This is a genomic window from Micromonospora sp. bgisy143 (genome assembly GCF_057708145.1).
The window spans coordinates 92,770-113,271 of the sequence record NZ_JBYIRN010000017.1; the positions used below are offsets into that span (position 1 = coordinate 92,770).

At 73.5% G+C, this 20,502-nt stretch carries 19 protein-coding genes and 1 pseudogene; 9 read left to right on the forward strand and 11 right to left on the reverse strand.

Going from position 1 to position 20,502, the window contains the following annotated elements; translation table 11 throughout:
• Nucleotide 1: 1 nt before the first annotated feature.
• Nucleotides 2-1,240, reverse strand: coding sequence for a tryptophan synthase subunit beta (gene trpB / locus AC3EN4_RS20235; protein ID WP_435207327.1), 1,239 nt, complete (start codon nt 1,238-1,240; stop codon nt 2-4).
• A 37-nt stretch (nt 1,241-1,277) separates the two neighbouring features.
• Entirely contained in the window at nt 1,278-2,081 is an 804-nt protein-coding gene (trpC, locus tag AC3EN4_RS20240) for an indole-3-glycerol phosphate synthase TrpC (RefSeq protein ID WP_039906616.1), read from the reverse strand.
• Between the two features lie 487 nt (nt 2,082-2,568).
• On the opposite strand from trpC, the gene AC3EN4_RS20245 reads away from it, so the two are divergent.
• On the forward strand, nt 2,569-2,838 hold the full coding sequence (locus AC3EN4_RS20245) for a hypothetical protein (protein WP_422736021.1): 270 nt from the start codon (nt 2,569-2,571) through the stop codon (nt 2,836-2,838).
• 10 nt (nt 2,839-2,848) lie between these two features.
• Here the strand turns inward: AC3EN4_RS20245 and AC3EN4_RS20250 are convergent, their stop codons facing one another.
• The 4 genes and pseudogenes from AC3EN4_RS20250 to AC3EN4_RS20265 form a co-directional block, all read right to left on the reverse strand.
• The gene (locus AC3EN4_RS20250; protein ID WP_435207328.1) at nt 2,849-3,457 is read right to left on the reverse strand and encodes a Trp biosynthesis-associated membrane protein; all 609 of its coding nucleotides are present in this window, start codon (nt 3,455-3,457) and stop codon (nt 2,849-2,851) included.
• Nucleotides 3,454-5,007, reverse strand: coding sequence for an anthranilate synthase component I (locus tag AC3EN4_RS20255; RefSeq protein WP_435207329.1), 1,554 nt, complete (start codon nt 5,005-5,007; stop codon nt 3,454-3,456). Before AC3EN4_RS20255 ends, AC3EN4_RS20250 begins: the two co-directional genes overlap by 4 nt.
• Nucleotides 5,008-5,065: 58 nt before the next feature.
• The gene (gene hisI / locus AC3EN4_RS20260; RefSeq protein ID WP_435207369.1) at nt 5,066-5,497 is read right to left on the reverse strand and encodes a phosphoribosyl-AMP cyclohydrolase; all 432 of its coding nucleotides are present in this window, start codon (nt 5,495-5,497) and stop codon (nt 5,066-5,068) included.
• A 186-nt stretch (nt 5,498-5,683) separates the two neighbouring features.
• A pseudogene (locus tag AC3EN4_RS20265) lies at nt 5,684-6,364 on the reverse strand (phosphoribosyl-AMP cyclohydrolase); the annotation flags it as partial.
• Between the two features lie 193 nt (nt 6,365-6,557).
• On the opposite strand from AC3EN4_RS20265, the gene AC3EN4_RS20270 reads away from it, so the two are divergent.
• The 3 genes from AC3EN4_RS20270 (at nt 6,558) to AC3EN4_RS20280 (ending at nt 8,731) form a co-directional block, all read left to right on the forward strand.
• A complete protein-coding gene (locus AC3EN4_RS20270) occupies nt 6,558-7,298 on the forward strand; it encodes an ABC transporter ATP-binding protein (protein WP_435207330.1) in 741 nt (246 codons plus the stop codon).
• Nucleotides 7,295-8,050, forward strand: coding sequence for an ABC transporter permease (locus AC3EN4_RS20275; protein ID WP_422736025.1), 756 nt, complete (start codon nt 7,295-7,297; stop codon nt 8,048-8,050). The genes AC3EN4_RS20270 and AC3EN4_RS20275 overlap by 4 nt, the downstream gene beginning before the upstream one ends.
• 84 nt (nt 8,051-8,134) lie before the next feature.
• Entirely contained in the window at nt 8,135-8,731 is a 597-nt protein-coding gene (locus AC3EN4_RS20280; RefSeq protein ID WP_435207331.1) for a TetR/AcrR family transcriptional regulator, read from the forward strand.
• 8 nt (nt 8,732-8,739) lie between these two features.
• Here AC3EN4_RS20280 and AC3EN4_RS20285 read toward each other — a convergent pair whose 3' ends face one another.
• The 3 genes from AC3EN4_RS20285 to AC3EN4_RS20295 form a co-directional block, all read right to left on the reverse strand.
• Nucleotides 8,740-9,489 carry a DUF2470 domain-containing protein gene (locus AC3EN4_RS20285; protein WP_435207332.1) on the reverse strand — a complete coding sequence of 250 codons (750 nt, stop codon included), beginning with the start codon at nt 9,487-9,489 and terminating at the stop codon, nt 8,740-8,742.
• 94 nt (nt 9,490-9,583) lie between these two features.
• Nucleotides 9,584-11,374, reverse strand: a complete 1,791-nt coding sequence (locus AC3EN4_RS20290) for an ABC transporter ATP-binding protein (protein ID WP_435207333.1) — start codon at nt 11,372-11,374, stop codon at nt 9,584-9,586.
• The gene (locus AC3EN4_RS20295; protein WP_435207334.1) at nt 11,371-13,254 is read right to left on the reverse strand and encodes an ABC transporter ATP-binding protein; all 1,884 of its coding nucleotides are present in this window, start codon (nt 13,252-13,254) and stop codon (nt 11,371-11,373) included. The genes AC3EN4_RS20290 and AC3EN4_RS20295 overlap by 4 nt, the downstream gene beginning before the upstream one ends.
• Before the next feature lie 170 nt (nt 13,255-13,424).
• Here AC3EN4_RS20295 and AC3EN4_RS20300 point away from each other — a divergent pair, with 170 nt between their 5' ends.
• From AC3EN4_RS20300 to AC3EN4_RS20310, 3 genes are all read left to right on the forward strand, one after another.
• Nucleotides 13,425-14,054, forward strand: a complete 630-nt coding sequence (locus AC3EN4_RS20300; protein WP_435207335.1) for a TIGR03085 family metal-binding protein — start codon at nt 13,425-13,427, stop codon at nt 14,052-14,054.
• A gap of 321 nt (nt 14,055-14,375) precedes the next feature.
• The gene (locus AC3EN4_RS20305) at nt 14,376-15,131 is read left to right on the forward strand and encodes a terpene synthase family protein (protein WP_435207336.1); all 756 of its coding nucleotides are present in this window, start codon (nt 14,376-14,378) and stop codon (nt 15,129-15,131) included.
• 137 nt (nt 15,132-15,268) lie between these two features.
• The gene (locus AC3EN4_RS20310) at nt 15,269-17,095 is read left to right on the forward strand and encodes an AMP-dependent synthetase/ligase (protein WP_435207337.1); all 1,827 of its coding nucleotides are present in this window, start codon (nt 15,269-15,271) and stop codon (nt 17,093-17,095) included.
• A gap of 58 nt (nt 17,096-17,153) precedes the next feature.
• On the opposite strand, the gene yczR is transcribed toward AC3EN4_RS20310, so the two are convergent.
• The gene (yczR, locus tag AC3EN4_RS20315; protein WP_422736033.1) at nt 17,154-18,611 is read right to left on the reverse strand and encodes a MocR-like transcription factor YczR; all 1,458 of its coding nucleotides are present in this window, start codon (nt 18,609-18,611) and stop codon (nt 17,154-17,156) included.
• A 59-nt stretch (nt 18,612-18,670) separates the two neighbouring features.
• Between yczR and yczE the strand changes: the two genes are divergently transcribed.
• Together yczE and AC3EN4_RS20325 are read left to right on the forward strand one after the other, a co-directional pair.
• Entirely contained in the window at nt 18,671-19,345 is a 675-nt protein-coding gene (yczE, locus tag AC3EN4_RS20320; RefSeq protein ID WP_435207338.1) for a membrane protein YczE, read from the forward strand.
• 103 nt (nt 19,346-19,448) lie between these two features.
• Nucleotides 19,449-19,910, forward strand: a complete 462-nt coding sequence (locus AC3EN4_RS20325) for a hypothetical protein (RefSeq protein ID WP_435207339.1) — start codon at nt 19,449-19,451, stop codon at nt 19,908-19,910.
• Nucleotides 19,911-19,948: 38 nt separating this feature from the next.
• Here the strand turns inward: AC3EN4_RS20325 and AC3EN4_RS20330 are convergent, their stop codons facing one another.
• Nucleotides 19,949-20,491: a GNAT family N-acetyltransferase gene (locus AC3EN4_RS20330; protein ID WP_435207340.1), complete on the reverse strand. Its 543-nt coding sequence runs from the start codon at nt 20,489-20,491 to the stop codon at nt 19,949-19,951.
• Nucleotides 20,492-20,502: the final 11 nt, after the last annotated feature.

Genomic DNA, 20,502 nt, shown 5'->3' on the forward strand with positions numbered 1-20,502 from the left:
CTCAGCGCTCCTTGTCGAGGATGCCGAAGTAGTCCCCGGCGGTGTGCACGTCCTTGTCACCCCGGCCGGAGAGGTTCACCACGATGGTGGGATCCCGGCCCAGCTCGGCGGCGAGCTTCGGAGCCAGCGTCACGGTGCCGGCGAGCGCGTGCGAGCTCTCGATCGCCGGGATGATGCCCTCGGTGCGGCACAGCAACTCGAAGGCGGCCATCGCCTCCTCGTCGGTGACCGGCAGGTAGCTGGCCCGGCCGGTGTCGTGCAGCCAGGCGTGCTCGGGCCCGACGCCCGGGTAGTCCAGGCCGGCGGAGATCGAGTGCGACTCCAGGGTCTGCCCGTCGGCGTCCTGCAACACGTACGTGCGGGTGCCGTGCAGCACGCCCGCCGACCCGCCGGTGATGCTGGCCGCGTGCCGGCCGGTGGCCACCCCGTCCCCGCCGGCCTCGAAGCCGTACAGCCGGACGTCCTCGTCGCCGACGAAGGCGTGGAAGATGCCGAGCGCGTTGGAACCGCCGCCGACGCAGGCGGTGACCGCGTCCGGCAGCGCGCCGGTCAGGTCGAGGCACTGCTGCCGGGCCTCGTCACCGATGCCTCGGACGAAGTCACGCACCATCGCCGGGAACGGGTGCGGCCCGGCGGCGGTGCCGATCAGGTAGTGGGTCGCGTCGACGTTCGCCACCCAGTCGCGCATCGCCTCGTTCATCGCGTCCTTGAGGGTGCGCGAGCCGGTGGTGACCGGGACGACGGTGGCACCGAGCATCCGCATTCGGGCCACGTTGAGCGCCTGCCGCTCGGTGTCGACCTCGCCCATGTAGACCACGCACTCGAGGTCGAACAGGGCGGCGGCCGTCGCGGTGGCCACGCCGTGCTGGCCCGCTCCGGTCTCGGCGATCACCCGGGTCTTGCCCATCCGCTTGGTGAGCAGCGCCTGGCCGAGCACGTTGCGGACCTTGTGCGCGCCGGTGTGGTTGAGGTCCTCCCGCTTGAGCAGCACCCGGGCGCCGACCTTCGCGGAGAACCGGCGGGCCTCGTAGAGCAGCGACGGCGTGCCGGCGTAGTCGCGCAGCAGCGCGCCGAACTCGGCCCGGAAGGACTCGTCCGCGATCGCCGTACGCCACGCCCCGTCGAGCTCGTCCAGCGCGGCCACCAGGGCCTCGGGCACGAACCGGCCGCCGAAGCGACCGAAGTGACCGGCGGAGTCGGGCTGCGAACCGGCCACCGGGGCCAGCGCGTCGGCGCTCATCGGACAATCCTCTCGGTGGGGCGGCACACCGGCGCGGTCAGCGCACCGGCCGGGGCGTCGCCGGGTGGTTGCCGGCGTTGACCAGTTCGGCCACCGCCTCGCGTGGACTCTTCTGGGTGACCAGGCCCTCGCCGACCAGCACGGCGTCGGCGCCGGCCGAGGCGTACCGGATCAGGTCGTGCGGGCCGCGCACGCCGGACTCGGCGATCTTGACGACGCTGCTCGGCAGGCCGGGCGCGATCCGTTCGAACACCGACCGGTCCACCTGAAGGGTACGCAGGTCACGGGCGTTGACCCCGATCACCTGCGCTCCGGCCTCCAGCGCCCGGTCGGCCTCCTCCTCGTCGTGGACCTCGACCAGCGCGGTCATGCCCAGCGACTCGATCCGCTCCAGCAGGCCCATCAGTACGTTCTGCTCGAGGGCGGCCACAATCAGCAGGACCAGGTCGGCGCCGTGCGCGCGCGCCTCGTGCACCTGGTAACTGGAGACCACGAAGTCCTTGCGCAGCACCGGCACGGTGACCGCGGCCCGGACGGCGGCCAGGTCGTCCAGCGAGCCGCCGAACCAGCGCCCCTCGGTCAGCACGCTGATCGCCCGCGCGCCGCCCGCCGCGTAGTCGACGGCGAGGTCGGCCGGATCGGCGATCTCGGCCAGCCGGCCCTTGGACGGTGAGGAGCGCTTGACCTCGGCGATGACCGCCACACCGGGCTTGCGCAGCGCCGCGTACGCGTCCAGCGGCGGCGGCGCGGCCGCGGCCAGTTCACGGATCCGTTCCAACGGAACCTGCTCCTGGCGACGGGCGACGTCCTCGCGCACGCCGGCCAGAATCTCGTCGAGCACGCTTACGGACGCCGCCTGACCGGCCTCGTCCCCCTCCGCGTGCGCATGCTCAGCAGTCACCAACGGACTCCCCTCTCCGGGTGTCATGGGCCGATGCTAGGGGCAGCCGACCGAGGCCGGGAGCCGGGGGTATGGCGCTGCTCACGAAAAGGCCTGCGGCATAATGGCCGACTTGCCGTGAACGGGATGTCACGCAGCGCCACCTCCGGTATCGACCGCCGTCACAGGACGAGAGCCCGCCGACCCCGTTCGTACCGAGCCGACCCATCGATCATGCCATCCACTCCGGGTCGCCGCCCGACGGCAGCGACGGCAGTCGATGTTGTGAGCAAGCTCAAGGCCGAACGGCCCCTCCCAGGTCGTGGGCGTGGCGGGACAGTTGACGGGGCGGTCACCCGGGCGAAACGTCGGCCGGTCAGCATCGTCCTCGGGCAGACTCAACGACGCGCCTGCCCCACCGTCGTCGACTCCTCGTGCGGAGTGAGCCATGAATACTGCCGAGTCGAACTCCAGCATCGGACTGACCACCATCTCGCGGACCATGGCGTCGCTCGCCGTCGGGGTGGTGCACACCCTGGAGCGGGCCGTCGTCGGCGAGGGCCGGATGCGCACCGCCCGCGGCAACGCCTGGGAGGCGGTCTGCGCCGACCGGGCCCGCGCCGACCGACGCGCCGAACTGGACCGCCTGGTGGCCGAGCTGACCGCCGCCCGCGCCGTCGCCGGCCGCCCGCAGCGGGACCGGCAGCCGGTCGGCTGAGGACGCGCCGTCAGCCGGCCGTCGGATCCTCTCCCCGGTCCAACGCGTCCCACGCCTCGGTGGTCCGCCGACCGGCCATCGGACCGGGGGCGGCAGCCGTCGTCGACGTACTCTCCGTGACGGTCCGCGTCGGTCGCTCGTAGCGGGCACCCATCGTCGGCCACCCGCCGCCCCGCAGCGCCGTCCACGCCCCGCCCACGGCGACGAGCAGACCGCCGACCAGGCAGAGCGCCGGCCACTGCCGACTCACCACCCCGCCGAGGTCCGCGACCAGTCCATAGCCGGCACCGGCCGCCACCGCCAGGCCCAGCGCGCCGAGCAGCACACCCAGCAGCCGCCGTACCCGACCCCGGGTGGCCAGCACCGCGCCACCACCGGCCAACGCCACCACGGCCAGCGCCGGCAGCCACGGCAGCAGGGCGGCCCCGCTGCGGGCCGCCCGCACCGGCGGCAGCGGCGCCGGCCGCGCGGTCACCTCGACCGACCAGCCCCGGGTCGCCGCCCACACCGCCAGGCCCGCGCCGGCAAGACAGAGCAGCATCGCGTACGCCAGCCCGCGCCGACCGGCCCCGGCCCGCCCACCCGGCTCCGGCCGCTCGTGGTCGGTCACCGCGCTCATCGGGCAGCCCGGAGCGTTTCGGCGGCGGCGATCGCGGCCAGCACGGCGGCGGCCTTGTCCCGGGTCTCCTGCTCCTCGGCGGCCGGATCCGAGTCGGCGACCACCCCGGCGCCGGCCTGCACGTACGCGCGGCCGTCGCGGATCAGCGCGGTCCGGATGGCGATCGCCATGTCCAGGTCGCCGCCGAAGCCGAAGTAGCCGACCGTGCCGCCGTAGACGCCCCGGCGTACCGGCTCCAGCTCTTCGATGATCTCCATGGCGCGCACCTTGGGCGCGCCGGAGAGCGTCCCCGCCGGGAACGTCGCGGCGAGCGCGTCGAACGCGGACCGGTCGTCACGCAGCGTGCCGGTCACGGTGGAGACGATGTGCATGACGTGGCTGTACCGCTCGATGGTCGCGAACTCGGGCACCTGGACGCTGCCCGGCTCGCAGACCCGGCCCAGGTCGTTGCGGCCCAGGTCGACGAGCATGACGTGCTCGGCGCGCTCCTTGGGGTCGGCGAGCAACTCGGCGGCCAGACCGGCGTCGGCCGCCGGGGTGCCGCCGCGCGGCCGGGTGCCGGCGATCGGGTGCAACAGGGCCCGCCGCCGTCCGTCCGCACCGGCTGTGACCTTCAGGTGCGCCTCCGGGGACGAGCCGACGATGTCGAACCCGTCGAAGCGCAGCAGGTACATGTACGGGCTGGGGTTGCTGGTGCGCAGCACGCGGTAGACGTCCAACGGGTCGGCGTGGGTGGCCCGCTCGAACCGCTGGGACAGCACGATCTGGAAGCACTCGCCGGCTCGAATCGCCTCCTTGGCCGCCTGCACGGCCTTGACGTAGCCCCCCTCGGGCGTACGACAGACGACCTCGCCGGCCGGTGGGCGCGCGACCGTCGAGATCATCGGTGGGATGGGCCGGGACAGCGCGGTGGTCATCGCGTCGAGGCGGCCCACCGCGTGGTGGTACGCGGCGCTGACGTGCGCGTCGCGGCCCGGGGCGTCCAGCGGCGGCAGCACCGCGTTGGCGACCAGGATCGCCGAGCCGTCGTAGTGGTCGAGCACCACCAGGTCGGTCGCCAGCATCATGCCCAGCTCCGGCACCCCGAGGTCGGACTCGGTCAGCTCGGGCAGCCGCTCGAAACGGCGGACGAGGTCGTAACCGAGGTAGCCGACCATGCCCCCGGTCAGCGGGGGCAGGCCGTCGCCCGGATCGCCGGGCGGGCCGGCGAGCGCCGCGACGGTGTCCCGCAGCATCCGCACCGGGTCACCGTCGGTGGGCAGGCCGGCCGGGGGCTGCCCGAGCCAGGTCGCCACGCCGTCCCGGTCGACGAGGGTCGCGCTGCTCCGGACGCCGATGAACGAGTACCGCGACCAGGCCATGCCCGCCGAACCGACCCCCTGCTCGGCCGATTCGAGCAGGAACGTGCCAGGCCCGCCGGCGAGCTTGCGGTAGACCCCCACCGGGGTCTCGGCGTCGGCCAGCAGCCGTCGGGTGACCGGCACGACCCGCCAGCGGGCGGCCAGTTCGGTGAAGGTGGCCAGGTCGGGGCTCACCGCGCCGTCGGTCATCCGCCGACCCGCCCCTCGTTCGCGGCCGCGATGTCGCGCCGGATCGCTCCCACGGCGGTCACCGCGCGTCCGGCGTGGTCACCGGCAGCTCGGTGAAGAAGCACGTCCGGTGCCCGGTGTGGCACGCCGCGCCGACCTGCTCGACGCTGACCAGCAGCGCGTCGCCGTCGCAGTCCAGGGCGACCGAGCGGACGTACTGGTGGTGCCCGGAGGTGGCGCCCTTGACCCAGTACTCGCGCCGGCTGCGCGACCAGTAGGTGGCCCGGCCGGTGGTCAGGGTGCGGTGCAGCGCCTCGTCGTCCATCCAGGCGACCATCAGCACCTCGCCGGAGTCGTGCGCGCGTACCACGGCGGCGACCAGGCCGTCGGGGGTGCGGCGCAGCCGGGCGGCGATGGCCGGATCGAGCCGGGACGGACGGACCGGCGGCGACGCCACCGGGCCGCCCGGTTCGCTGGGGACGCCGGTCACCGGCGCGTCAGGTACGGGCACAGTTGCCCATTGTCCCGCACGTGGCGTGGGCACCGGCGACGGCTCCCGCCCAGGGTGCGGCCGGTGCCCCGCGGGCCGCGCCAGTTGGGCCACGTACCGGTCGAGGCGGCCGTCGACCAGGGCGTCGGCCAGGTCGGCGCCGGAGGCGTCGGCGATCTCCGCCGCGTACGGGCGGATCAACGGCAGGATGCCGGCGACCAGCCGCACGGCGGCGGCCCAGAGCTGCCCGGTGGCGCCCGGACGCAGGCCGAGGCAGAGCAGCATGTCCTCGCGGTACCCGGCCGGGGCGACCGGCAGTTCCAGGGCGGCCGCGAACGCCGCGCGTCGGGACGACACCCGCACCGACGGGTTCGCCGGGCGCAGCACCGAGGGGCAGAGGCGGGCCAGGTCCGCCACGGCGAGCCGGACGCCGAGGCGGTCGGCGGCGGCCCGGGCGGCGGCGGCCTTGCCGAGCAGCGCGATCAGCTCCTCCAGCCGGGGCGGCTCGGCGGGTTGGCAGAGCACCGGCAGGTCGATCCGGGGCCGCCAGTGCGGATCCGCCCAGAGCAGCCGGGCCGGCGCGGTGACCGGCAGTCCGAACGCCCAGTCGGCCGGCTCACCGAGCCGGTGCACCCAGGAGCGGACGTCGCGCGCCGCCACCGAGACGTGGGTGACCCGCCCGGCGGTCTCGGCCAGGTACGCGCGGCGGGCGGCGTACGGCGAGCCACCGACCAGCACGTCGAGGTCGACGTCGCTGTGCGCGGTGGCCGCCCGCCGGGCGTGACTGCCGCGCAGCAGGATGCCGACGACCGGTCGTTCGGCGGCGTCCCGCAACCGCGCGGCCCAGTCCTCGAGAAATCCGCTGTGCGGTAACGGAGCGTGACCCACGGCGCCATCGTGCCGTACGTCCGATCAGCACGCAATGCCCGTTGCCGGACCCGCTGTCCGGTCCGAAGCCTACTGCCCGTTGTCACGCTTGGCGCGAGGGCGGGCACCAGCGGACAGGCCGGCCGTTGCGCGGGCAGCCCACTCCGCTCTAGCGTGGAATTCAACAAACGATGAGTTTCTCGGGAGGTGCGCGATGGACGACGCGATAGGCGTCCGCGACCTGGTGGTCGATCGGGGTGGGCGGCGGGTGCTGGACGGCATCACCTGCGCCGTCCCGCAGGGCGCCGTCACCGGTCTGCTCGGGCCCAGCGGCAGCGGCAAGACCACGTTCATGCGCGCGGTGGTCGGCGTGCAGGTGGTCACCTCGGGCACGGTGACCGTGCTGGGCCAGCCGGCGGGCGCACCGGCGCTGCGACACCGGGTGGGCTACCTCACCCAGGCGCCGAGCGTCTACGCCGATTTGACCGTGCGGGAGAACGCCCGCTACTTCGCGGCCCTGTACGGGCGCGGCCGGGCCGAGGCCGACGAGGCGGTCACCGCCGTCGGGCTGGCCCAGGCGGCCGGCCAGCTGGTCGCCACCCTCTCCGGCGGCCAGCGCAGTCGGGCCTCGCTGGCCTGCGCCCTGGTGGGTGACCCGGAACTGGTCATCCTGGACGAGCCGACGGTCGGTCAGGATCCGGTGCTGCGGGCCGATCTGTGGGCCCGGTTCCACGCCATGGCCGCCGCCGGCACCACCCTGCTGGTGTCCAGTCACGTGATGGACGAGGCGGCCCGCTGCGACCGGCTGCTGCTGATCCGGGAGGGACGCCTGATCGCCGACGACAGTCCGGACGCGATCCGCGCCGCCGCCGGGGTGGATGACCTCGACGAGGCGTTCCTACGGCTGATCCGGGCCGGCGAGGCGAAGGCGTCGGCCGGAAGGGAAAACTCATGAACGGGCGGATCCTGGCGGCCACCATCGGCCGCGTCCTGCGCCAGCTCCGGCACGACCGGCGGACCATCGCGCTGCTGGTGGTGGTGCCGACCGTCCTGCTCACGCTCGTCTACTACATGTACGCCGACAAGCCGACACCGCCGGGACAGCCGTCGGTGTTCGACCGGGTCGCGTTGGTCATGCTGGGCACCTTCCCCTTCGTGATCATGTTTCTGGTGACCAGCATCGCGATGCTGCGCGAACGCACCTCCGGCACCCTGGAACGGCTGCTCACCACCCCGCTGGGCAAGCTCGACCTGCTGTTCGGGTACGGCATCGCGTTCGGGCTGGCCGCCGCCGTGCAGGCCACCCTGGCGGCCGGGCTGGCGTACTGGGCCTTCGATCTGCGAACGCTCGGCAGCAGCGGTCTGGTGATCGGGATCGCGGTGCTCGACGCGGTGCTCGGGGTCGCCCTCGGCCTGCTGTGCAGCGCCTTCGCCCGCACCGAGTTCCAGGCAGTACAGTTCCTCCCGGTCGTGGTGATCCCCCAGCTCCTGCTGTGTGGACTGTTCGTGGCCCGGGACGAGATGGCCGGCTGGCTCCAGGGGCTCAGCGACGCGCTGCCCCTGACGTACGCCATCGAGGCGTTGCAGGAGGTCGGCGCCCACGCCGAGCCGACGGCGACCATGTGGCGGGACGTGGGTGTGGTGTTCGGCGCGGTGGTGTTGGCGCTGGTGCTCGCGGCGGCGACGCTGCGCCGGCGCACCGGCTGACCGACCGGCGGCGACCCGCGCGGGGCGGGTCGCCACCCGCCGCCGGGCGGACCGGCGGCGTCAGCGGACGAGCGAGGGGCGGCGATGACGCGGCGTACCGGCCGGCGACCCGGCAACCCGGACACCCGGGAGGCGATCCTCGACGCGGCGCGGGCGACGTTCGCCGAACGCGGTTTCGACGCCGCCCCGATCCGTGCCATCGCCGCCACCGCCGGAGTGGATCCGGCGCTGGTGCACCACTACTTCGGCACCAAGGACCAGCTCTTCCGGGCCGCGATGAACTTTCCGGTGGACCCCGCCGAGCTGCTGCCGGGCGTGCTGGCCGGTGACCAGGACCGCGTCGGCGAGCGCCTGGTCCGGACCTTCGTCGGCATCTGGGACTCGCCGGCCGGCAGCGCCGGGGTGGCGCTGGTGCGGTCGGTGCTGAACAGCGAGTGGACCGCGCGGCTGCTGCGGGAGTTCGTCACCACGCAGGTGCTGCGCCGGGTGCTCGACCAGCTCGACGTCGATCCGGCCGAGGTCCCGATGCGGGGCTCGCTGGTCGCCACCCAGCTGATCGGGCTCGCCATGATCCGGCACGTGGTGCGGCTGGAGCCGGTCGCGTCGGCCGATCCGGAGATCCTGGTTGCCACCATCGGTCCCAGCGTCCAGCGGTACCTGACCGGGCCGCTGCCGATCTAGGCCCCGTTTCAGCGGGGCGGGAACGCGTCGGCGGGGCGGCGCAGCGGCGGGAGCAGCCGGCCCAGCTCGTCCGGGCCGCTGAGCGGGCACGGGAACGCCAGCCGGACGCGGCGTCGTGCGCCGGGGCGTCCGAGGGCGACCACCAGCCCGTAGCGGTCGATGCGCACCACCCGCGGCGGTCCGTCCGGGGTGTGCTCGGTCAGCCCGAGTTGCCGGCGCAGGTAGTCGGTGACGGCGGCGGGGTCGTGCCGGGCGAAGTCGGCCAGCAGCAGGGCTTCGCAGGGGTGCACCGGGTCCGGTTCCGCCTCGGCGTACTCCCCCGGGTCGATCCGGTGCACGACGCCGGCCCGCTCCCAGCGGACCTCGGCCACCTCGAAGCGGAACAGCCGGAAGCGGCCGCCCACGTCGAGCAGGTCGCCGGTCGGCTCGACGGCGGCGAAGTCGACCGCGGCCCGGCGTGCCTCGTCGTCGTGCAGTTCGGCGGCCCAGCCGGAGACCCAGGCCCGCCCGAGACCGGGAGCGCCGGCCGCGGGCGGCAGGTCGAGGACGTCCAGGACCACCGCGACGTCGGTGCCCCCGGCGGCCGGCTGGAGCGCGCCGCCCAGGTGGCTGGCGACCGGCACCAGCAGCAGCACCCGGCCGTCGGGGTCGGTCACGTGCCGGGCATGGTGCGGACCCGGGCGGCGCGCCAGGTGGACGAGGCCGGGCAGGCGACCGGCGACGAGGGTACGGACGATCTCGGCGGGGCTGGGCCGCATGGCGCAACCTCCTTCAAAGGTTAGCCTTACCTAACCGGAGCGTAGAGCACCAGGACCAGCCCGTCCACCAGCGGAAGCCCGTGACACCGACCCGTTACCTGGTCTGCTCCAGCCAGGAGGCGTACAGCAGCCCGTAGACCGAGTCGGCGTCGCGGACCAACTCGTCGTGCGGGCCCCGCTGCACGATGCGCCCCCGGTCCACCACGATGACCTCGTCCGCCGCCTGGGCGGTGGAGAGCCGGTGCGCGATGGCCAGGGTCGTCCGTCCCCGGGTGACGGCGTCCAGGGTGCGCTGCAACCGCACCTCCGTCGCCGGGTCCACCGCGCTGGTCGCCTCGTCCAGCACCAGCAGATCCGGATCGGCCACGTACGCCCGGGCCAGCGCGACGAGCTGCCGCTCCCCGACGCTCAACGCCTCACCACGCTCCCCGACCGGGGTGTTGAGGCCGGCGGGCAGACCGTCCAACCAGTCCGCCAGGCCCAACTCCGTGAAGGCGGCCGCCAGCTCCTCGTCGGTCAGCTCCGGCCGGGCGAACCGCACGTTGTCCCCCACCGTCGCGTCGAAGAGGAACCCGTCCTGCGGCACCATCACCACCCGCGAGCGCAGCGAGTCGAAGCGCACCTGCGCCAGCGGCACCCCGGACAGCAGCACCGCGCCCGCCGACGGGTCCATCAGTCGGGTGAGCAGCTTCGCGAAGGTGGTCTTGCCACTGCCCGTCTCGCCGACCACGGCCACCCGGCTCTTCGCCGGGATCTCCAGGTCGATGTCGTGCAGCACCGGCGGCCCGCCGGGGTAGGCGAACCGCACCCCCGAGAACCGGATGTCCAACGGACCGATCGGCAGGTCCCGGCCCTGCTCCCCGGGGTCCGCGACGTCCGGGGCGACGTCCAGCACGTCCAGCACCCGCCGCCAGCCCGCGATCGCGTTCTGCGCCTCGTTGAGCACCTCGGTGGCGATCTGCACCGGCTGGATGAACAGCGTCACCAGGAACAGGAACGCGGTCAGCTGGCCGATCGACAGCGTGCCGTCCACGCCCAGGGTCACACCGAGCACCACCACGCCGGCCAGCGCCAACCCGGCCGCCAACTCACCGACCGAGCTGCCCACGATGCTGATCCGGATGGCCCGTTGCTGGGCGACCCGCTGGGCGTCGATGGCCTCGTCCAGCCGCCGCTCGGTGCGCCCCGCGATGCCGTACGCCCGGATCACCGGCGCGCCCACCACGCTCTCGCCGATCGCGCCCAGCAACGCGCCGGTGCGCTGACGCACCGTCGCGTACGCCGCGCCCAGGCGGCGCTGCAACTGGCGGATGACCAGCACCGCCGGCAGGAACGCCGCAAGCACCACCAGGGTCAACTGCCAGGAGTACGCCAGCATGACGGCCGTCGTCACCACCAACTGACCCAGGTTGACCAGCAGGATCACCCCGCCCCACTGGAGGAACTGGGTGATCTGGTCGACGTCGCTGGTCACCCGGGACACCAGCGAGCCGCGCCGCTCCGACTGCTGGTGCAGCATCGACAGGTCGTGCACGTGCCGGAACGCCCGCGTCCGCACGTTCGCCAACGCCGTCTCGCTGACCGTGAACAGCCGGCGCATCATCAGGTAGCCGCACGCGGTGGTGACCACCAGGATCGCCGCGGTGACCGCCACCACCGACCACACGACGTCCAGCTTCAGACCGCCGACGATGCCCCGGTCGATGCCCTGCTGGACCGCCACCGGAACGGCCACCCGGCCCACCATGTAGACCAGCGCCAGGGCCAGGGTGGCGGCCAGCCCGGTCCGCAGCTCGGGCGAGAGCGCCAGCCCGCGCCGCAACGTCTGCCAGGTCGTCTCCGTCCGCGCGTCCCGCTCGTCCGTCGTCACCGTGGTCGTACTCAATGGTCCACCTCGATCTCCAGGCCCGACGGCAGCGGCGCCACCTCGTCGTCGTACGCGCGCTCCTGCGCGCGGTCGACCTCCGCCTGCTCGTAGGCGGTGACCAGGTCCACGTACCCGGGCACGGTGGCCAGCAACTCGGTGTGGGTGCCCCGGGCGACCACCCGGCCCTGCTCGACGTAGATGACCTCGTCGGCCAGGGCGATGGTGGCCCGGCGGTACGCCACGACGAGGATCGACGCGGCGGGGACCCCCGGCTCACCGGCCGAGGAGCGCAGGCCGGCGAGGATGGCCGCCTCGACGCGGGGGTCCACGGCGCTCGTCGCGTCGTCGAGCACCAGCAGGCGGGGCCGGCCGGCGAGCGCGCGGGCCAGCGTGAGCCGCTGCCGCTGCCCGCCGGAGAGCGAGGTGCCCCGCTCGCCGACCATCGTGTCCAGCCCGTCGGGCAGCGCCGCGACGAACCCGTCCGCCTCGGCCAGGCGCAGCGCCGCCCACACGGCCTCGTCGTCGATGCCCGGCCGGTCCAGGGCGATGTTGGCCCGTACGGTGTCGTCGAAGACGAACGGCACCTGCGCCACCAGCGCGACCGTGCCGGCCAGCGACGCGGCGGTCAGGTCGCGGATGTCCACGCCGTCCAGCACGACGGTGCCCGAGTCCGGGTCGACCAGGCGCACGGCCAGCGAGGCGATTGTCGACTTGCCGGCGCCGGTGGGCCCGACCAGGGCGACCGTACGGCCGGCCGGGATGGTGAAGCCGACCTCGCCGAGCACCTGCGCACCGGCCTCGTGGGCCTCGGCCGGCGGGTAGGAGAAGTGCACGTCGGTGAAGGTGAGCGTGGCCGGGCCCGGGGTGGCCGGGTCGAGCACCCGCTGCCCGTACGGCATCTCGCCGGTGGCGTCGAGGACCCGGCGCACCCGGTCCCAGCCGGCGACGCTGCGCGGCAGCTCGGCCAGCACCCAGCCGATGGCCCGCACCGGGAAGGCCAGCACGGTGAAGAGGAAGGCGACGCTGACCAGTTCGGTGACGCTGATCGCGCCCTGGCGCAGCCGGAACGACCCGACCACCAGCACGGCCAGGGTGCCGAGGCTGGGCAGTGTCTCCAGCAGCGGGTCGAAGACGCCGCGCAACCGGCCGACCGCGATGAGGGCGTCCCGCAGCTCACCGGCGCGGCCGGCGAACCGGGCGGTCTCCTGGGCCTCGCGGCCCATCGTCTTGACCACCAGCGCGCCGTCGAAGCTCTCGTGGGCGATGCCGCTGACCTCGGCGCGCAACCGCTGCGCGCGGGCCTGGCGGGGCGCCATCCGGCGGGAGTAGACGACGTTGAGCGCGAACAGCGCCGGGAACACCGCCAGTCCGACCAGCGCGAGGGCCCAGTCGGTGGCGAACAGCGAGACGATCGCGCCGACCAGCATCACCAGCGTGCCCACCGCGAAGGGCAGCGGCGCGATCGGGTACCAGGCCGCCTCCACGTCGGAGTTGGCGTTGGACAGCAACGTGCCGGTGGCGTTGCGGTGGTGCCAGGACAGCGGCAGGTCCAGGTAGCGGCGGGTGACCCGGCGACGGTAGGCGGCCTGGAGCCGGTACTGCATGTAACCGGCCCCGAGCCGGCGGCCGAAGATGCCGACCACCCGCAGCACGCTGATCCCGAACAGGGCGACCGCCGCCAGCGCCAGCGTCCCGACGCCGACCTCGCCGCGCGCGATCGCCGGCACCACCACGTCGCCGACCACCGCGCCCACCACGTACGCGCTGACGATGACCATCGAGCCGAACAGCACGCTGCCGACCACGGCAACCGTGAAGATCCGTGGCTGCTCGCGGATCGCCTGCCGCAGAACCCCCAGCCCTCTGCCGAGCACGTCCCGGCTTGTCCTGCTCGCCACGCTCTCCCCCGCCGTAAGCCACAATTATCTACCTCATCCTTACCGTTGCGGACCGGTGCCGCCGACCCGGACGGGATATGTCGACCATCACGTACTCCCGGCCGGGCCCAGCGGAACCGGCGGGCCCCGCTCGACGCGCGGCGACGGAGGTCCGGGCCTACGATCGGCGCATGTCGCGGTACGCCCGAGCCGAGCGCGAGGCGCTGGCCGATCTCCTGCTGGCCCTCGGGCCCGACGCACCGACGATCAACGAGGGCTGGGCGACCCGCGACCTCGCCGCGCACCTGGTGCTGCGCGAACGCCGCCTGGACGCGGCCGGCGGGATCCTGCTGGCACCACTGCGGGGGTACGCCGAACGGGTCCGTCGCCGACTCGCCGCCGGCCCCTACCCGGAGCTGGTGGCGCGGGTACGCCGACCGCCGGTGTGGAGCCCGATCAGCAACCCGTTGACCGACGAGTTGGTCAACACGATGGAGTTCTTCATCCACCACGAGGACGTGCGGCGGGCGGTCGCGGGTTGGCAGCCGCGCGAGCTGCCGCGTGGCCTCCAGGCCACCCTGTGGAAGCGGGCCGCCCCGATGGCCCGGCTGGCGCTGCGCCGCTTCCCGGCGGACCTCTACGTGCAGGCGCCCGGGTACGGCGAGGTCTCCGTCGGCCGGGGCGGCGAACGACTGCGGGTGGTGGGCGCTCCGGCCGAGTTGACCCTGTTCCTCTCCGGCCGGCAACGCGTCGCCCGGGTGCAGCTCGACGGCTCCGCCTCGTCGGCCCGGCAGTTGCGCGACGCCAGCCTGGGCATGTGACTTTCTGCGCTTAATCGGTCACAGCAATGCCGGACGAATGCCTCAGTCCCAACGATGCGTGCCGATACCTCCTCCCGTACGCTTCACCGCGCCGTTCCGCGCCGGGGCGGCACGATGTGGGGGCACACGATGCGGAGTTTCGCAATCTCGGCGCTACGGGAACCCTCCTTCACGGCGGGGCGCCACAAGTTCACGGACGGGGTGGCCACTGAGAGCGTCGAGTGGGCGCGCGCTTTCGGCTTGGTCGATTCCGGTCACATTCATCGCCTGCGACGGGCGGACGCCGCCGGTCTGGCGGGCCGAGCCTGCCCGGACGGGCCGGTGCGGGGGCTGCGCCTTCTCACCGACCTGATCTCCTGGCTCTTCGTGATGGACGACGCCTGCGACGAGGACGGCCTGGGGGATGATCCGGGCCGGCTGGCGCCGGTCATCGCCGGCCTGCTCGGCGTCCTGGACCGCGCCGGCGACCCGGCCGCCCCGCCACCACCGGAGGCCGGTCCGCTGGGCGCCGCGCTGCACGACCTGTGCCGCCGGACCCGGGCCGAGGGCCAGGCGTCGATGCTGCTGCGGTTCGTCAGCCAGGTGCGCCAGTACCTGCTGGCCCTGCTCTGGGAGGCCAGCAACCGGCAGCGACGCCGGGTGCCGGGGGTGACGGAGTACGTCCAACTGCGCCGGCACATCGGCGGCGTGCACCCCTGTCTCACCCTGACCGATCTCGCGTCGGAGCAGCCACCCGGGCCGGCCCGGCGGGCCGATCCGGCACTGGCCGCCCTGGATCTGCTGGCGGTGGACCTGGTGTGCTGGTGCAACGACCTCTTCTCCTACGGCAAGGAGAGCCGGTCCGATCCGGACGCGCACAACCTGGTGACGGTCATCGCCCAGGAGCGCGGCCTCGGCGAGACGGACGCGCTCCGGGCCGCGGCGGACCGCTTCAACCAGGGGCTGCTGGCGTACCAGGCGGCAGAGGACGGCTTGCTGGCCAGCGGGGTCGAGGCACTGCACTCGCCGTTGGCCGCGCGGCGCAACTGGGTCCGGGCCACCTACGACTGGTCGGTGGTGGCTGCCCGCTACGCCTGATTCGGCGCTCCGGTCGGCGTGACGAGATCGCCGGACGATCACCGGCACTAGCCGATGCCCGGTATCAGGCAATACTCTTCGGTAACCGAAATGACGTGACGACCGTCACGCCACCACCCCCGAAGGCGGCTACAGCGATGGCTCTCGATGTACCGTACCGTTCCATCCCGGACATGTTCCTCAAGCGCGTGGCGGCCACCCCCGACCGGCACGCGTTCGCGTCCCCGACCCCTGACGACTCGGGGCCCCACTGGTTGACCTGGGAGCAGGTCGGCCAGCGCGCCAAGGCGGTCGCCGCCGGCCTGCACGCGCTCGGCGTCGGCCAGGAGAACCCGGTCGCGATCCTCGCCAACACCCGGCTGGACTGGGTGGTCGCCGACCTCGGCATCATGTGTGCCGGCGGGGCGACCACCACCGTCTACCCGACCACCGAGCCGGCGGACGCGACGTACATCATCGCTGACTCCGCCTCGCGGGTCCTCTTCGCGGAGAACCCGGCGCAGGCCGCCAAGATCGCCGGAGCGGACCTGCCGGCGCTGACCCATGTGGTGCTCTTCGACGGCACCCCCGACCCGAATGCCGCGATCCCCCAGCTCACCCTCACCGAGCTGGAAGAGCGGGGCAGCCGGGCACTGGCCGACGAGCCCGATCTGATCGACATGCTGGTGGCCGGCATCGGCCCCGATCACCTGGCCACCCTGATCTACACCTCCGGCACCACCGGCCAGCCCAAGGGCGTCGAGCTGTTGCACGGTGGGTGGTGCTGGGAGGCGGTGGCGCAGGCCGACGTCGGGCTGCTGCGCGACGACGACCTGCAGTACCTGTGGCTGCCGCTGGCGCACTCGTTCGGCAAGACGTTGCTCTGCGGCGCGATCCACGTCGGCCTGCCGACGTACGTCGACGGGCGGGTGGAGAAGCTGGTCGACCTGCTCGCGGTGATCCGACCGACGCTGATGTGCGGCGCTCCCCGGGTCTTCGAGAAGGTCTACAACCGGGCGGTGACCACCGCGCAGGGCGCCGGCGGCGCGAAGGCGAAGATCTTCGCCTGGGGCGTGCAGGTCGGCAAGGAGAAGGTCGCGCTGGAGCAGGCCGGCAAGCCGGTGCCGGCCGGGCTCAAGTTCCGGTACGGGCTGGCCGAGAAGCTGGTGTTCAGCAAGCTCCAGGCCCGCCTGGGCGGCCGGATGCGGGTGCTGGTCTCCGGCGCCGCGCCACTGAGCCCGGAGATCGCCACGTTCTTCGCCGCCGCCAACCTGCCCATCTCGGAGGGCTACGGCCTGACCGAGACCAGCGCCGGCAACTTCGTCAACCCGCCGGACGGGCTGCGCATCGGCACGGTGGGCAAGGCGATGGGCGACCTGGAGTGCCGGATCGACACCGACGGCGAGATCCTGGTGCGGGGTCGGCCGGTGATGCGCGGTTACCACAACCTGCCCGAGGAGACCTCCGCCGCGTTCACCGAGGACGGCTTCTTCCGTACCGGCGACATCGGCACCCTCGACGAGCAGGGCTACCTACGGATCACCGACCGCAAGAAGGACCTGGTCAAGACCTCGGGCGGCAAGTACATCGCGCCGTCGCACATCGAGGGCATGTTCAAGGCCATCTGCCCGTACACCTCGCAGGCGGTGGTGATCGGGCAGGCCCGCAACTTCTGCACGATGCTCGTCACGCTCGACGCGGACGCCATCCGGGGCTGGGTGGCCGGCGGCCCGCTGGAGGGCCGCGACTACACCGAGATCGTCGCCTCGCCGGAGGCACAGGCGATGGTCGAGGAGTACGTCGCCCAGCTCAACGCGAAGCTGAACCGCTGGGAGACGATCAAGAAGGTGGCGATCCTGCCGCGTGACCTGACCATCGAGGACGGCGAGATCACCCCGTCGCTGAAGATCAAGCGTCGGGGCGTGGAGGGCAACTTCGCCGCCGAGATCGACAAGATGTACGCCGGCACGCTCGCCGAGCTGTAGCAATGGACCGTCGTGGCCCCGTACCCGCTCGGGTGCGGGGCCACCGGCGTTCCCGCGCTCAGGCGATGACGGACGGCTCCGGCCACCGCTGCCGGCCGCTGCGGTCCAGGTCGTACCGGACCGTGGCGATCCGCTCCACCGCCTCCGTCAGCTCGGCTGCCGGCAGGGTGAACGGCAACCGCAGGAAACGTTCCAGGGTGCCGTCCAGACCGAACCGGGGCCCGGGCGCGAGTCGTACGCCGACCTCCTCGGCGGCCCGGGCGAGCGCGCTGGAGACCGGGCCGTCCAGTTCGGCCCAGAGGGTCACGCCGCCGCGCGGCACGGTCACCCGCCAGTCCGGCAGTCGGTCCGCCAGCGCGCCGAGCAACGCGTCACGCTGGGCGGCGAGTTGCGCCCGACGGTCGGCGACGATGGCCGCCGCGTCGGCGAGCAGGTGCACCGCGACGAGTTGGTCGAGCACCGGGCTGGACATGTCCACGCCGACCCGGACGGCGGCCAGCCGCTGCACCTGCGGCGCGGAGGCGCGTACCCAGCCGATCCGCAGGCCACCCCAGTACGGCTTGCTCATCCCCCCGATGCTGACCACCCGCGAGTGCCGGTCGAACGCGGCGGTGGGCGGGGGCAGCTCGACGCCGTCCAGCGGCAGGTCGACGAAGGACTCGTCGACGATCAGGTCGGTGCCCACGGCGTGGGCGGCGGCGACCACCCGCTCGCGCAACGCGGCGGGCATCAGGTGCCCGGTCGGGTTCTGGAACTCCGGGATCAGGTACGCCAGCTTGGGTCGGGTCTGCCGCAGGCTGCCCAGGAGCAGGTCGGGCTCCCAGCCGCCGGCCTCGGCGGACAGCCCGTGCGTGGTGATCCGGGCCCGTCGACCGGCCAGCGCGGCGAGCGCGTTGGGATAGGTCGGTGACTCGACCAGCACGCTGCCGCCGGGTGCCAGGGCCAGGCGCAGCACCAGGTCCAGGGCGTGCTGGGTACCGCTGGTGACCATGATCTGGTCGGCCGAGGTGGGCAGTCCGCGCGCGGTGTAGCCGGCGGCCACCGCTTCGCGCAGCTCACCGATGCCGGTCGGGTGGTAGCCGGCGCCGCCCAGGTAGCGGGGCAGATCCTCGACGGCGGCCCGGGCGGCCGCGGGCAACTGCGGCGGGGCCGCCAGCGCGGCGACGCCGAGGTCGATCATGTCGCGGTCGTCCAGCGGGGTCCACAGGCCGGTGCTGGCGACCCGGTGGTTGCCGGGCAGCATCGTCCAACTGCCGGCGCCCCGGCGGCTGGCCAGGTGGCCGGTCTCGCGCAGCTCCCGGTACGCGGCGGTGACCGTGGTACGGCTGATCCGCAGCGCCTCGGCCAGCTCACGCTCGGCCGGCAGTCGGACGCCCAGGGGAAGCCGGGCGTCGGCGAGCAGCCCGCGTACCGCACCGGCGAGCGCGGCGTAGTCGGGGCTGCGGCGACGGCCCGGCAGGGCGTGCCACTGCCCCAGCAGCCGCGCCAATTGGACCCCTCGCACCTGACCGGTCATGGCCACTCCTCGGATATTGGCTTCTTCCTCCGGGAGGATTGGCACCTAGGGTGGCATGCATGGCACTGATTGGCAATCTGCGGGAGCGGCCGGTACGACGGCTCAGCCAGCTCTACGCCGGGCTTGTCCTCTACGGGGTGAGCATGGCCCTGATGGTCCGCTCCGACCTCGGCCTGGACCCCTGGGACGTCTTCCACCAGGGGTTGTCCGAGCTGACCGGGCTCTCCTTCGGCACGGTCACCATCGGTGTCGGCGCGCTGGTGCTGCTGCTGTGGATCCCGCTGCGCCAGCGGCCCGGCCTCGGCACCGTCAGCAACGTGGTCGTGGTCGGCCTCGTGGTGGACGCCACCCTGGTCCTGCTGCCCTCCGGTGGCCCCCTCGCCGTCCGCATCGCCCTGTTGATCACCGGGATCGTCGCCAACGGGGCGGCCACCGCGCTCTACCTCGGCGCCCGCCTCGGCCCCGGTCCACGCGACGGGCTGATGACCGGCTTCGTCGCCCGTCGTCCCCGTTTCTCGGTACGCCTGGTGCGTACCGTCATCGAGGTCACCGTGCTCGCGCTGGGCTGGCTGCTCGGCGGCACGGTCGGAGTGGGCACCGTAGCGTACGCGTTGGCCATCGGCCCGCTGGCGCAGTTCTTCATCCCGCTCGTCGCGGTGCCCCCGGCCGCGGCCGACGGCGACGACGAATCGGCGGTCACCGCCGGTGATCCGTCGCCTGCCCCGGCCGCGTGAGGCGTTCACCGACCGTTCACGCACCGGCACGCCGCGCTGGTGGAAGTGGGCTCGTTGGAGGGTGGGTGTTCCCTTCCGCGTCGCTCGCCGTCATCATCTCTGCATGGGGGAGAACGGTTGGCGCTGGAGCGACGCCTGGATCTTCGTGTCGTTGGTCATCGCGAGCGGCGCCGGGCGGCACCGACGCTCCGCGACCAGCCGCCGGCCGGAAGGCGTACGTCTGGCCGACGTGCTGTCCACCGCCGACCACCTGAACCACGCGATCCCCGAACGGCACGAGGTGGAGGCCGCGGTCCAGCGGCTGGTCGGCGCGGGCCTGGTCACCGTCGCCGACGGGTGGTTCCGCATCACCGCCGAGGGTGAGCAGCTCTGGCGTAGCCGACCCCGGGCCGGCGTCGCCACCATGGTGGACACCGTGCAGGGCGTGCTGAGCCGCCGGCACGCCCCCGGTCACGCCGACTGGATCCTGGACGAGGCCGACCACGCGGCGGCCGTGCAGGAGTACGCGGTGCGCTCGATCCCCACCCCGCGCCGGTCGCCCGAGGGCCACTCCGGCGGCCACTGACCTCTGTCGTCGCTCAGCACGGCGGATGCGGCCGGAGGTCAGCGACGCCGGACCGGCACAGGGGGTAACGGCAGGACGAGCAGGTGCATGGGTGTGCCGTCGGGCATCGCCGATCCGCCGACCTGCTGCCACCCCGCGCGCCGGTAGACGGCACGGGCGGGTGCGGCCGGGTTGGCCGCGAGGGTCGCCCACCGTTCGGGCCGCCCGTCGAGGAGCCGGCGGATGAGTTCCGCGCCGATCCCCTCGCCACGCCGATCGGGATGCACGACCCACTCCATGACCGCGAACTTCTCGGCAGCGCGAAGATCGGCCGGAGGCTCGATGTCGGCACGCGTCCACCACCGGCCGGCGGCCATCGTCCACCCGTACGCCGCACCGACCAGATCGCCCGTGTCCGCGGCGGCGACGAGGGTGAACCCCGGACGTCGCGACTCGTCGGGCAGACAGCTGGCGAAGCCGGCCACCTGCTCCGGTCCCTCGGCGTAAGGCGGTTCGGCGTAGACGACCGCGTAGAGGCGGACCAGCGCCGGAAACACGGCGACCGCCGATTCGGGACTGTGCAGGGTGTACGTCACGGGCATCGTGGCGGAGC